Raw genomic sequence first — 12564 nt, forward strand, 5'->3', positions numbered from 1 at the left:
CTTTCGCCGGCCCCTCTCAAGCTCAAAATCTCGATGTGACCTTAGAACACCTTACCTTCCAGCAGATGTGTGGTCGTGCCGTTGAGCAGATAGTCCCCGACGACGCGGGCCTTGTGGTTTAACGGATTATGGCTGAGCACCGTGCGGATATTGCGCCAGTGGCGATCGAAATTTCTGCCGCGCGATGTCGCCGAACCACCGCCCAGTTCGAACAGCCGTTCCGCCGTCCGTGGTCCGAGTTGCCCCAGGAGTAGCTGGGCTTGCGCTGTCGCCATAGCGCTGTCCAGCAGCGCCTGTTCGATCTCCGACGGATTGCCTGCAACGAAGGCCGCCACCGTCCGATCGAGCGCGGCTGCCGCAGCCGCGACGGCGGCATCGATGGCAAAGGAATTGGCGGCGATCTCGCCAACCACCTGCTGCACGAACGGGTCCTGATTGGCGGTCTCGGCCATGCTGTGCGCGGCCGAGCGCGCCTGACCGCGCACATAGGCGAGACCATCCGACAGCACGTTCCTGACTGCGCCCGCGGCACTTGCCGCCAGATGCAGTTGCCTGAGTGTCGAGCAATGGCGTCCAATCTGACCGTCGAGCCCGCGACGTGCGAATTCGTGCGAAAACACCTCGACATTCTCAAGGAGAACGCCGCCGCTTGCGGTCAACCTCTGCCCCATGCCGTCCCAATCGTCGAGAATGCGGATACCCGGCCGGTCGACGGGAAGAAGCGCCCTTACGACCTGGCCGTCTTCATCGAGGGCACTGAACGAGGCGAAATCGGAAAAGGCGGTCCCGGTCGCATACCATTTCCGGCCGTTGAGACGGAAACGATCCCCATCGCGGACGATCGTGGTCGTCACCTGCCCCGGCCGGGCGGTGTTCTGCTCGGTGTGGGCGCCGCCGAATAGCTTGCCCTCCAGAATACGTTCGATGGCGCCGGCATCATGCTCCTGTGGCGCGCTGAGGATGGTGTTTTCCACATAGTTGAAATGCGATCGCAATGCGTGGGCGACGTTGGAATCCGCCGCGCCGATCGCCGCAATCATCTCGATATAATCGGTAACGGTCCCACCGGGGCCGCCGAGTGATACCGGAACGCGCAAGGCGCCGAGCCCGAGTTCCTTGAACAGGCGGAAAGCGGCAAACGGCAGTTCGCGGTTGAGCTCGCGTTCCACAGCACCCTTCTTCACTTCCGCGACGAAATCAGGGATCCGCGCCAGCAATTCGGCGCGGTCCGGCCCGGTCTCATTCTTCAATCTGACGATACTCAAATCACGTTCCTCTTGGATCAACAGGTCGTCCACCAGGCCGGGCCTATGGTTCGAGGTAGATATCCGCGCCATTCGACCACAGGTCCTCGACGCCAATCTTGAGGTTCTTCACGCGCTTGTCGTAGACGGTGATCGCAGCCGGCGTGACGATGTCGAGCGTCGGCAGGTCCTTGACCACCAAGGTCTGGAACTCGTTGAAGAGCTGCAGGCGTTTTTGCGGATCGATTTCGACGGCTGCATTTTCCAGCAAGCGATCGACTTCGGGATTGTTGTACTTCGAGCCATTCGTGAAGGGCACGCCCGGCTTGAAGTTCTTCGACCAGTAGAGCCGCTGGATACCGACGGTCGGATCATAGAGATTGCTCATTCCCTCGATCGCAATGTCGAAATCACGATCGGTGAAAATGCGCTTTACGAAGGTGGCAAAATCCTGCGTACGCAGCTCGACCTTGATGCCGACCTTGGAAAGCGCCTGTGCGAAATATTCCGCAGTCTGCTTCGGAGGCCCGGAGGGCTGGGTCGGATCGATGAACAGCTTGAAACGGAAGCCGTCTGCGCCACGGGCATAGCCCGCCTCGTCCAGAAGCGCGTTGGCCCTGGCCGGATCGAACGCGTATTTCGGCACGTCTGGATAATAGAACTTGGCGAGATCGGGGCTGACGGGGCCATCGAGCCGCGTCGCATATCCGAGATAGATCGTGTCGACGATGAAATCCTTGTCGATCGCATGGGCGATCGCATGCCGGACGCGGATATCGGCGAGATACTCGTTTTCCAGGTTGAACTCGGCGCGGGCGATGCTCGGCGAATACGGAGCCGGCGCGGTGTCCACCACGAGGTTGGGATTGGCCTTCAGCCGTTCCAGGTCCGTCAGCGGCAGGTTGGCGGTCGAGACCTGCACCTCGCCTGCCTCGATGGCAGCGACGGCGGCGGCCGGATCAATGATGAAGCGGAAGATGATCTGGTCGAGATAAGGCTTGGGCGATCCCCAATAGTCGTCATTGCGTTCGAACAGCGCGTGGCTGCCGCGCACCCATTCGACGAACTTGTAGGGCCCGGTGCCGACAGGCGCCGCATTGTGCGGATTCTCGGCGATCTTGGTTCCCTCGTACAAATGCTTCGGCACGATCGGAGATTCGAAGCTCGCAAACGCCGTCAGCAGGTAGGGTGCCGGCTTCGACAGGATAAGCTCGACCTCGTGCTTGCCGAGGACATTGGCTTTTTCGACGGTCGCGAAGGTGGCGCGCCCGCGCGGATGGTTCTCCTTCAGCGCCAGGATGGAGAAGGCGACGTCTTCGGCAGTGAAATCCTTGCCGTCATGCCAGCGCACGCCCTCGCGCAGCTTGAACCAATAGCGCAGTCCATCTTCGCTCACCTTCCACTCGGTCGCGAGCAGAGGCTGCGGATTGAAATCCCTGTCATAGGTGAGAAGGCTCTCTGTGGATTTGCTGCTGATGTAATAGGCCGCTCCGGCACTGTGGGCGATCAGAACGAGCACCGGCGGCTCGGTGCCGATATTGATCGAGACGCTTCCCCCGCGTAGCGTCTCTTCCTCAGCATGCGATAGATCCGGCAACGCGGCCACGGCGGCAAGCGCGGCGGTGGAAAACAGAAAGGCACGTCGCGTGGGAGCGAGCGCCCGAGTGGCATAGTAGGTCATCGATATCCCCCTGCCGGCCCGTCCATGGGGCCGTACGTTAAAGCCTACCCCTCAGGGAAGGCTTGATGTTCCTTGTAGTGCCGGTCCGGCACATCGGCCGGACCGGATAATCAGCGGGACGGCGCCGTATGAGCACGCATCAGGCGACGCGCTGAGAGCGCGTCAGCGGGATGATTTCCGCCGAGGCCGCCGCCGAATACGGGACGCGTCCTTCGACCGGGTGCCCCGGATCGGTGAAGCCGGGCGTCGAGGGGTGGCCGGTCGCGACCAGCCGGTCGACCAGGGCCTCATCCTCGGCGTCGAGCTTGACGTTGAGGGCGCGCAGATAACCATCCCACTGTTCCTCGGTGCGTGGTCCGGCGATCGCCGAGGTGATGAGGCGGTTGTTCAAAACCCAGGCGAGCGCGAAATCGGCAGCGGCAATGCCTTTGGCTTCCGCATGCGCGGCGATCTGCTTGGCGATGGCAATCGACTCCTCGCGGAATTCGACGTCGTGCATGCGCTTGTCGCCGCGACCGGCGCGGCTGTCTGCCGCCGGCGCCTCGCCGACATTGTACTTGCCCGTCAGCACGCCGCGCGCCAGCGGGCTATAGGAGACGACGCCAAGTCCGTAGGCGGCCGCGGCCGGCAGCTGTTCGGCCTCGGCGGTGCGGTTGACGATATTGTAGAGCGGTTGGCTGGCGACCGGGCGGTCGATTCCGAATTGGTCGGCGAGATGGGCGACCTCCGCGATGCGCCATCCGCGGAAGTTCGACACCCCGAAATAGCGCAGCTTGCCCGCCTTTATGAGATCGGCGATCGCCCGCACAGCCTCTCCGAGCGGAGCGTCGAAGACGGCGCGATGGAAATACAGGATGTCGATGTAGTCGGTGCCGAGATTGCGCAGCGAGTTTTCCACCGTCTGATAGATCCACTTGCGCGAATAACCGCCCAGATTGGGACCCTTGGTGTGCGAGTTGACGAACTTGGTCGCAACCACCCAGCTGTCGCGGTTCTTCTTGATACCGCGACCGACCACCTGCTCGGATTTGCCGTCATGGTAGACGTCGGCGGTGTCGATGAAGTTGATGCCCTGTTCGTGCGCCTTGTCGATGATGCGGAAGGCGACGTCGTCCGGCGCCTGGTTTCCGAACATCATCGCACCCAGCGTCAGCGGCGACACCTTCAGCGCACTACGGCCCAGATAACGGTATTCGACCATGGTCTTCTCTCCTTGATTTTTCAATTGATACGGTCGGCAAAATGGCAGGCCACGTCGTGGCCCGACGCAATCTGACGAAACTCGGGTTCCTGCGCGCGGCAGAGGTCGGTCGCGAGCGGACAGCGTGTATGGAAACGGCAGCCGGACGGGATGTTGCTGGGGCTCGGCAGATCGCCGCCAAGAGGTGCTGCCTGTCGCGGACGCGACGGATCGGGCACGGCGTCCATCAGGGCGCGCGTATAGGGATGCCGCGGATCGGACCAAAGGGCCGCGTTGTCGGCGCTCTCGACGATCCGCCCGAGATACATGACCATGACGCGGTCGGCGAAATAGCGCACCACGGAAAGGTCGTGGCTGATGAACAGATAGGAAAGCCCGAATTCCTTCTTCATCGCCACCAGAAGATTGAGGATCTGCGCCTGGATGGACAGGTCCAGGGCGGAGACGGGTTCGTCGCAGACGATCAGTTCCGGGTTCAGCAACAGTGCCCGCGCAATGCCGATACGCTGCCGCTGGCCGCCCGAGAATTCGTGCGGGTAGCGGTTGACGGCATCGGCAGGCAGCCCGACCTTGGCGACGATGTCGGCAATGATCTGGCGGCGTCTCGTGCGGTCTCCGAGCCCATGGACGATGAGTGGCGCCTCGAGAATTCCGCCGATCGTCTGGCGGGGATTGAGGGAGGCGAAAGGATCCTGGAAGATCATCTGCACCGACCGGCGGACGCGGCGAAGGTCCTTCGGGCCGAGATCGGTGATATCCTCACCGCTGAATTCGATGCGACCGGCGGTCGGATCGACCAGGCGCAGCAATGTCTTGCCGAGCGTCGATTTCCCGCAGCCGCTTTCGCCGACCAGACCGACCGTCTCGCCACGCTCCACGACGAGGTCGACACCATCGACGGCGCGCAGAAGACCGTCGCCGGTCTTGTAATGGGTCTTCAGGTCAGTGACTGACAAGAGCGGCATTGGGCATGGCCTTTACGGGCAGGGTGAAGGGGCAGGCGACGAGGCGATCGGGCGCGGGAACGGTCAGCGGCGGAACCTGGTGCGCACAGGCTGCGCGCGCCTGCGGGCAGCGGGGGCGGAAGGGACAGCCCGTTTCTCCGGCAGCCGATACGATCGAGCCTGGAATTTCGGTGAGCGCGCCGTCGCGATAGTGGAAATCGTTCTTCAGCCGCGGCGAGGCGGCGAGAAGACCGCGCGTATAGGGATGCAGCGGCGCGTTGAAGAGATCATCCGGCAACGCCTGTTCCACCTTGCGCCCGGCATACATGACCACGACCTTGTCGGCCCATTGCGACACGACGCCGAGATCGTGGGTAATCAGCACGACCGCCATCCGCAGTTCGCGCCGGAGCGCGTCCAGAAGATCGAGGACCTGCGCCTGGATGGTCACATCCAGCGCCGTCGTCGGTTCGTCGGCGATGAGCAGTTTCGGCTTGCAGGCGACCGCTATCGCGATCATGACGCGCTGGCGCATTCCGCCCGACAATTGATGCGGATATTCGTCGACACGTTTTTCCGCCGCTGGAATGCGCATGAGCTTGAGCAGTTCGATGGCGCGCTGGCGCGCCTGCCTCGCCGACATCCTTTCGTGAACCTCGAGCACTTCGGCGATCTGCCGGCCGATCGTCATCACGGGATTGAGGCTGGTCATCGGCTCTTGGAAGATCATCGCGATGTCGCGCCCGCGCCGCTGCCGCATGTCCTTGCGGTCGAGACGCACGAGATCGCTGCCTTCGAAGAGGATCCTCCCAGTTGGCACGGCCGAGCGCGGCAGTAATTGCATCAATGCAAGCGCCGTCAGCGATTTACCCGATCCGGATTCCCCGACGATCGCCAGCGTTTCGCCCTCATCGACCTCGAAGGACAGGTCACGAACCGGGGTGGCACGCGGAAAGGCAATGGTGAGGTTCTCGACCTTGAGGAGAGATGCCATCGTTATCGATCCTGCGTGAAACGGGGATTGAGAGCATCGTTCAAGCCATCGCCGATCAGGTTGAGGGCAAGAACGGTGAAGACGATGGCGAGCCCCGGCAAGGCCGTCAGGTACCAGGCGGTGCGCACCAGCTCGCGGCCGGTACCGATCATCGACCCCCAGCTGACGACGTTGGGATCACCGAGCCCCATGAAAGAAAGTGCCGATTCCATCAGGATGGCGCCGGCGACCATGACCGAAGAGGTGACGATGATCGGCGGCAGCGCGTTCGGCAGGATTTCCCGGAAGATGATGCGGGCATGTCCGAAACCCAGGCTGCGGGCTGCGACCACGAAATCCTTTTCGCGAATGGCGCGGAATTCGGCACGCGTCAGACGCGCGACCGTCGGCCATGAGATGATGGCAATGGCAAACGTAACCGTTGTCGCCGAAGGCTGGGCGATGGCGACGAGCACGACCAGCAGCACGAAATTCGGCAATGTCTGGAAAATTTCGATCAGCCGCACCAGCACATCGTCGATCCAGCCACCGAAATAGCCGGCGATTGCGCCGATCAGCACGCCGCAGGTCAGCCCAAGCGCGGTGGCCGCCAGGCCGACGAACAACGAGATGCGTGATCCGTGCAGGATGCCGGCCAGCACGTCGCGGCCGAGCGAATCCGTTCCAAGCGGATAATCCGGGTCTTGCCCAGGCCAGAGGAACGGCCTTGCGACCATGGAGAGCGGGTCATCCGGATAGAGCACCGGCGCGATGAAGGCGATGATGACGACCAGAGCCAGGAAAGCACTGCCGACCAGGGCGTTTGGATTGGACAGAAACACCCGCAGGGCGCGCCCACCGTTGGTCATGGTAACGGCGGCGCTGGTCTGCGACCGCGCATCCGGCGCCTTCATATTGGCCCAGCCATTGGTCTCCGGCGACACGGGAGCGCCCTTGCGTTCGGTCATGACGGCCTTGTCGGCGGAACCGCCGCCGAAAGCCTCGATATCTGTGGTGGACATCAATGCGCTCCAATACGGGGATCGAGCCAGGCGTGAACGAGATCCACGACCGCGTTTGCGACGATGACGAGAAGCGAGGACAACAAAAGGATGCCGAGCAGGACCGTGAAGTCGCGCCCCATCACGGCTTCGAAGGCCAGCCGGCCAAGGCCCGGCCAGCTATAGACGGTCTCGACCACGACGGCGCCGCCAAGAATGCCGCCGATATGCATGCCGGCCATGGTGGTGATCGGGATGAGAGCATTGCGTAACACGTGCCTCGCTGTGACGCCGAAAGTGGTCAGACCCTTCGCATAGGCGGTACGGACGAAGTCCTGGTTCTTAACCTCCAGCATCGAGGCACGGGTCAGGCGCGCGTAGATCGCCACGTAGAACAGAGCAAGCGAGGTCGCCGGCAGGATCATGTAACGGGCCTTGTCGGCAAGCGCGGCGAAGCCCGTCAGCCGCGAGCCGATCGTGCCGGCGCCACCGCTCGGCAGCCATCCGAGTTTGACCGAGAACAATACGATCAGCATCAGGCCGATCCAGAAGCTCGGGATCGAGTAGAACAGCAGGGAAAACACCGACAGAAGACGGTCGGGGATGCGGCCGGCGAAGGCGGCCATGACGGAACCCAGGATGACGCCTAAAACGATGGCGATGCCGAGAGCTACGGCCATCAGGGTCAGGGTGCCCGGCAGGCGCTGCGCAATGAGGTCGGCGACAGGCATGCCGTAGCGCGGCGAATAGCCCAGACTGAAATGGGCGAGATTGTTGAGATAGTCGCCCAACTGCACGAGGACAGGATTGTCGAGGCCGAAACGCGACCTCAATGCCGCCATGCTTTCCTCCGTGGCCGAACCCGCCTCTCCGGCAAGCACGTCGGCCGCATCGCCAGGCGCGAGCTGCAGGAGGAAGAAGTTCAAGATGACGATCCCCAGCAAGGTGGGAACCGCTTGCAGGAGGGTTCGTCGCAGGGTGCGCCCTAGTCTCAAGAGTGCCGGCATGAGCTCCACCTGTTCGGATTGAAACGCATCGAAGTTCGGCGGCGCCTGTCAGCCGCATCGTGATTTAATAGTTGACTAAATCTATAGGCTTTGTCAAATATCAATTAGCAAATAAAACCTTCCACCCACCGATTGCAGGAATAATGATCCATAAATCAACACACAAATGCACAATAGTGGCATTTTTTCCTAATTCTCAGCAACTACGCGCAAGTTTACACTTCACAACGCCGCGTTCCCGAAAAATGCATTTTCGGCGCGCCATCCATCGGAGGAACAGGGTTCATGTCAGGAAGAAATGCCGTCTCTGAGATCTGGTACACACGCTGCCCGGTTCCCACGCCCGTCGGGCTCGCCACCCAGCTCGGACTGCTGGAGCGGGCCTTCGCGAAGGAAGGCGTGACCCTGAACTCCATCATCGACAGCAAGGATCGCGCCGTCCGGTCGAGCCATTTCGACCATCATCTCGCCTATTCCTTCCGCCATGGCGGCAACGTTCCGCCTATCCGCGCCCGTTCGGAAGGCAATCCCACACGCCTGGTCGGCATCACCTGGACAGACGAGTTTCAGGCCATCATCACCCTGCCCGAGACGAAGATCCGCACCACCCGCGATCTCGTCGGCCGTCGTTTCGGCATTGCCAGAAGGCCGCCGGGCATCGTCGACTTCATGGCCGCAACCGCGCTCAAGGGGCTCGTTTCCGCCCTTTCGCTGGAAGGTCTCTCCCATACCGATGTCGAGATCGTCGATATCCCCCTGGCGGACTCCGTGCTCGACAACCGCGAAGGACCTCAGCTCTACGGCCTGCGCAACAGGCAGGCCTATGGTCCAGAGATCGCGGCGCTCCTGAAAGGCGAGGTCGACGCGATCTACGTCAAGGGAACGTCAGGTATTAACGTCGCCAATCTGTTTGCCACCCCCACGGTCAGCGAATTCGGTTTTCATCCCGATCCGAAGGTCCGGATCAATTCCGGCTCGCCGCGCATCCTGACCGTTGACGAACGGCTCGCGGACGACCGGCCGGACCTGGTGGCTACGCTGATCGCGACGCTGCGCCAGGCAAGCCGATGGGCCGAAGATCATGCCGACGAGGTCCGCCGTTTCGTGGCGCGCGAAGTCGGCGCCTCCGAAGAAGTCGTCGCGGCAGCAAACGGCGCGGATCTTCACCGGCATCTCGGTATCGGGCTCGAGCCGGACCTGATCGACGCCATCGGCCACTACAAGGACTTCCTGTTCCAATGGGGCTTCCTGGCAGATGATTTCGATGTCGATCAATGGGTCGATCGTCGCCCCTGGGCGCTGCTCGACACGGCGGCCGTCGCGTGAGGACGCGTCCATGACCGCATCCCGCGATCTTTCCGCCGCACTGGCGCGCGCCGACGATCTCGGCCGGCGTTTCGCATCGCCGGCCCGCGACTACGATCGCTCGGGCGCCTTTCCCTTCGCCAATTTCGAGGCCCTTCATGAAGCAGGGCTTCTCGGCCTCGTCACAGCCACCGCGCATGGCGGGCTTGGGGGAGGTCTGACGGAAGCGCTCGCCGTGGTCTCGGCCATTGCCCGCGGCGATCCATCGACAGCGCTGGTGCTGTCGATGCACTATAACCAGCACTATTCCATCCGGGCTTCGGGCACCTGGCCAGAACATCTCGTCGCACGTGTGACGAAGGCCAACCGAAGCGGCGTTGCGCTGTTGAACGCCGCACAGGTCGAACCGCGGGTGGGATCTCCCTCGCATGGCAGTCTGCCGGAAACGATCGCCAGAAAGATCGGCGGCGAGTGGCGCATCAGCGGTCACAAGAGTTACGCGACCGGCATTCCCATGTTGCGCTGGGTATCCGTTCTCGCCGTGACCGACGAGGAAGAGCCGCGCCTGGGTTCGTTTCTCGTGCCGACTGACGCAAAGGGCATCATCGTTGAGCAAACCTGGAACGCCGCCGGCATGCGAGCCACCGGCAGCGACGATCTGATCCTGCAGGACGTCGCCGTGCCGCTGGAAGACGTTATCGATCTTGCCCCGGCCCGCGAAGGTCTCAAGCGCGATCAGCGCCTCGGCGCCTGGTATTTCGCGCTTGTTCCCGCCGTTTACGACGGCGCGGCACGGGCCGCGCGGGACTGGCTGCTCGAATTCGTCACCAGCCGGGTGCCGGCCAGCCTCGGCGCGCCCCTGTCGACCGTTCCGCGCATCCAGGATGGGCTCGGCCAGATTGAAGTCCTGCTTGCCGCCAATCGAAGGCTGCTGCGCTCGATCGCCGAAGATTTCGATGCCGGCCGTCCCTTCGGCTCCGACGCGGCCGCCGTCAAGCATGTGGTGATCGAGAACGCGGTCGCGATCACGGCGCTTGCGCTCGACCTCGGTGGAAATCCGGGCATCAGTCGCGACAATCCGCTCGAACGCCATCATCGGGATGTGCTCGCCGGCCGCGCGCATGCGCCGCAAAACAATCTGGTGCGCGGCGTGCTCGCCAGGGAGGCGATATCCCAGTCTCTGGCAAGGCCGGCGTCATCGGCCGAACCACAGGCCATCCACCAATCCCCGCGCCTCGCCGTCGCGAAGGCTGGATAGGAGATCTCCATGCCCGCATCGCCCGAATTCGTCTGGTATACGCGCTGTCCGGCGCCCACGCCGCTATCGATCGCCTACCAGCTTGGCTGGATCGACCGGCAGTTTGCCGCATCCGGCATCGGCGTTCGCTCGATCCGCGATCACAACGATCCGATCGTCCGCCAGAGCCATTTCACCCATGCGCTCGATTTTTCCTTCCGCCAGGGCGGCAACATCCCGCCGATCTGGGCGCGCGCGGGCGGCCGCCAGACCCGGATCGTCGGGACGACGACGACGGACGAGTTCCAGGCGATCATTACTTTGCCCGCCACGGCTATCCGAACCGGAGCGGATCTGAAGGGGCACCGCATCGGCATACCCCGCGACGCCAGCGCACCAGTCGTCGATTTCCAGCGCGCAACGGCGTTGAAGGGAACCGTTTCGGCACTCTCGCTCGCGGAACTGCGCATTGATGACGTCGAACTCGTCTATCTCGATGTGGCGGAAACAAGCCTTTCACACGGAGGGGATGCGCCCGGCCTTCACGGCCTGAAGCGCCGCTACCCCTATGGCCGGGAAGTCCTGGCGCTTGCTGCCGGTGATATCGATGCCTTCTTCGTCAAAGGCGCCGAGGGTCTCATTCTCGCCAATCAGATCGGCGCGGTGGTGGTGTCCGAGTTCGGCTTCCATCCGGATGCGAAAATCCGCATCAACAACGGAACGCCGCGTCCGTTGACCGTGGATGCCCGCTTCCTCGACCAGCATTTCGACCTCGTGGTCGATCTCGTCGCGACGGTGAATCGGGTCGCCGGGTGGGCAGAGACCAATCCCCAGGACGCGGTCCGCTTCATCGCCAACGAAATCGGCGTCGGCGAAGACAGTATCCGGGCGGCGAACGGTCCGGATATCCACCGTCATCTGGCATTGACGCTGGAGCCGGAGCAGGTCGCTGCTTTCGATCATTTCAAGCAGTTCCTGCGCGAATGGGGCTTCATCCAGCAGGACTTCGATGTCCTCGACTGGATCGACGACCGGCCGCTGAAGGCCGCCACCGCCAGGGTGGCGGCATGACCGCCGGCACCATTCTCGTCACCGGCGCCACCGGCCGGCTCGGCCGCCTGATCGTCGATCGGCTCCTGGCAGCTAACCAATCGGTGCGCGTCTATGCCCGAAGTCCGGACGCCGCGCAGGCGCTGTTTGGCGCGCGCGTTCAATTGGCGCACGGCACATTTGAGGATGAGGCAGCACTCGGCCGCGCTCTCGCCGGCATCGAGAGGGTTCTGCTTCTGTCGCCGATCGGGGCCGATCTGAGCAGGCAGCAGATCGCCGTGGCCGATGCTGCCGCTGCTGCCGGTGTGCGACGGATCGTCAAGATCTCCGGCTCCAACTGGACGATCGGCACGGGCGGACGCTCGATCTCGGGCGACGCGCATGAGGCGGTCGAGCGCCATCTGGGCGGGCTTCCCCTGCAATCGGTGTCGTTGCGCCCAAACGCATGGATGCAAGTCTCGCTCGCCAACACGATCAACCGCGCCCTGGCGCATGAATCGATCCTGGCTCTCAATCCCGATGCCGGGATCGGCTATATCGACGCTCGCGACATCGCCGATGTGGCGGTACATCAGTTGATTGCCGAGAATGTCCCGACCGCCATCCTCGATCTCAGCGGTCCCGAAAGCGTGACGCCGCGCCGGATTGCCGCCATGCTTGCCGAAAAACTCGGCCGTCCGGTACCACTCGTGACGCCGCCGCCAACCCGCTCCCCAGATAATTTCGAACATCGCGCTGTCGGTGAATTCGCGACCCTGATCGCCGAAGGGCGGGCTGCCTATACGACCTCTGCCGTGTCCGATCTGCTCGGCCGCTCGCCACGCAGCGCGGAGAGCTTCGTTTCGGAAACGCTTGCCGCACTCGCGGATCAGGCCGGATAGGTTCCTCCGCATGCCGGTGCCGATCGACGATCAGAGAAAT

Annotated in this window: 11 protein-coding genes; 4 read left to right on the top strand and 7 right to left on the bottom strand. The window is 63.0% G+C overall.

The genetic code is table 11. The annotated features are described in order from the left end of the window. Positions 1 to 41: 41 nt before the first annotated feature. The 7 genes from ACE04I_RS12385 to ACE04I_RS12415 form a co-directional block, all read right to left on the bottom strand. Positions 42 to 1265 carry an acyl-CoA dehydrogenase family protein gene (locus tag ACE04I_RS12385; RefSeq protein ID WP_487207126.1) on the bottom strand — a complete coding sequence of 408 codons (1224 nt, stop codon included), beginning with the start codon at positions 1263 to 1265 and terminating at the stop codon, positions 42 to 44. Positions 1266 to 1308: 43 nt separating this feature from the next. Continuing rightward, positions 1309 to 2925 (bottom strand): ABC transporter substrate-binding protein, encoded by a 1617-nt coding sequence (locus tag ACE04I_RS12390; protein ID WP_487207127.1) that lies wholly within the window; start codon positions 2923 to 2925, stop codon positions 1309 to 1311. A gap of 139 nt (positions 2926 to 3064) precedes the next feature. Next, on the bottom strand, positions 3065 to 4126 hold the full coding sequence (locus tag ACE04I_RS12395) for an aldo/keto reductase (protein ID WP_487207128.1): 1062 nt from the start codon (positions 4124 to 4126) through the stop codon (positions 3065 to 3067). A gap of 20 nt (positions 4127 to 4146) precedes the next feature. Further along, positions 4147 to 5091: an ABC transporter ATP-binding protein gene (locus tag ACE04I_RS12400; RefSeq protein WP_487207129.1), complete on the bottom strand. Its 945-nt coding sequence runs from the start codon at positions 5089 to 5091 to the stop codon at positions 4147 to 4149. Next, positions 5069 to 6064 carry an ABC transporter ATP-binding protein gene (locus ACE04I_RS12405; protein ID WP_487207130.1) on the bottom strand — a complete coding sequence of 332 codons (996 nt, stop codon included), beginning with the start codon at positions 6062 to 6064 and terminating at the stop codon, positions 5069 to 5071. The genes ACE04I_RS12400 and ACE04I_RS12405 overlap by 23 nt, the downstream gene beginning before the upstream one ends. Before the next feature lie 2 nt (positions 6065 to 6066). Next, positions 6067 to 7065, bottom strand: coding sequence for an ABC transporter permease (locus ACE04I_RS12410; RefSeq protein ID WP_487207131.1), 999 nt, complete (start codon positions 7063 to 7065; stop codon positions 6067 to 6069). Continuing rightward, positions 7065 to 8051 (bottom strand): ABC transporter permease, encoded by a 987-nt coding sequence (locus ACE04I_RS12415; RefSeq protein ID WP_487207132.1) that lies wholly within the window; start codon positions 8049 to 8051, stop codon positions 7065 to 7067. The genes ACE04I_RS12410 and ACE04I_RS12415 overlap by 1 nt, the downstream gene beginning before the upstream one ends. Positions 8052 to 8336: 285 nt before the next feature. Between ACE04I_RS12415 and ACE04I_RS12420 the strand changes: the two genes are divergently transcribed. The 4 genes from ACE04I_RS12420 to ACE04I_RS12435 are packed head-to-tail and all read left to right on the top strand — an operon-like array spanning position 8337 to position 12524. Next, positions 8337 to 9377, top strand: coding sequence for an ABC transporter substrate-binding protein (locus tag ACE04I_RS12420; RefSeq protein ID WP_487207133.1), 1041 nt, complete (start codon positions 8337 to 8339; stop codon positions 9375 to 9377). 10 nt (positions 9378 to 9387) lie between these two features. Further along, on the top strand, positions 9388 to 10614 hold the full coding sequence (locus ACE04I_RS12425; protein WP_487207134.1) for an acyl-CoA dehydrogenase family protein: 1227 nt from the start codon (positions 9388 to 9390) through the stop codon (positions 10612 to 10614). A gap of 9 nt (positions 10615 to 10623) precedes the next feature. Continuing rightward, positions 10624 to 11664, top strand: a complete 1041-nt coding sequence (locus ACE04I_RS12430) for an ABC transporter substrate-binding protein (protein ID WP_487207135.1) — start codon at positions 10624 to 10626, stop codon at positions 11662 to 11664. Then, positions 11661 to 12524 (top strand): NAD(P)H-binding protein, encoded by an 864-nt coding sequence (locus ACE04I_RS12435; protein ID WP_487207136.1) that lies wholly within the window; start codon positions 11661 to 11663, stop codon positions 12522 to 12524. The genes ACE04I_RS12430 and ACE04I_RS12435 overlap by 4 nt, the downstream gene beginning before the upstream one ends. Positions 12525 to 12564: the final 40 nt, after the last annotated feature.

Source organism: Rhizobium moroccans (assembly GCF_057559155.1).

Excerpts from the sequence above, each read along its gene's own strand:
- ACE04I_RS12390 (WP_487207127.1), bottom strand. The coding sequence starts at position 2,925 with ATGACCTACTATGCCACTCGGGCGCTCGCTCCCACGCGACGTGCCTTT.
- ACE04I_RS12395 (WP_487207128.1), bottom strand. The coding sequence starts at position 4,126 with ATGGTCGAATACCGTTATCTGGGCCGTAGTGCGCTGAAGGTGTCGCCG.
- ACE04I_RS12400 (WP_487207129.1), bottom strand. The coding sequence starts at position 5,091 with ATGCCGCTCTTGTCAGTCACTGACCTGAAGACCCATTACAAGACCGGC.
- ACE04I_RS12405 (WP_487207130.1), bottom strand. The coding sequence starts at position 6,064 with ATGGCATCTCTCCTCAAGGTCGAGAACCTCACCATTGCCTTTCCGCGT.
- ACE04I_RS12410 (WP_487207131.1), bottom strand. The coding sequence starts at position 7,065 with ATGTCCACCACAGATATCGAGGCTTTCGGCGGCGGTTCCGCCGACAAG.
- ACE04I_RS12415 (WP_487207132.1), bottom strand. The coding sequence starts at position 8,051 with ATGCCGGCACTCTTGAGACTAGGGCGCACCCTGCGACGAACCCTCCTG.
- ACE04I_RS12420 (WP_487207133.1), top strand. The coding sequence starts at position 8,337 with ATGTCAGGAAGAAATGCCGTCTCTGAGATCTGGTACACACGCTGCCCG.
- ACE04I_RS12425 (WP_487207134.1), top strand. The coding sequence starts at position 9,388 with ATGACCGCATCCCGCGATCTTTCCGCCGCACTGGCGCGCGCCGACGAT.
- ACE04I_RS12430 (WP_487207135.1), top strand. The coding sequence starts at position 10,624 with ATGCCCGCATCGCCCGAATTCGTCTGGTATACGCGCTGTCCGGCGCCC.
- ACE04I_RS12435 (WP_487207136.1), top strand. The coding sequence starts at position 11,661 with ATGACCGCCGGCACCATTCTCGTCACCGGCGCCACCGGCCGGCTCGGC.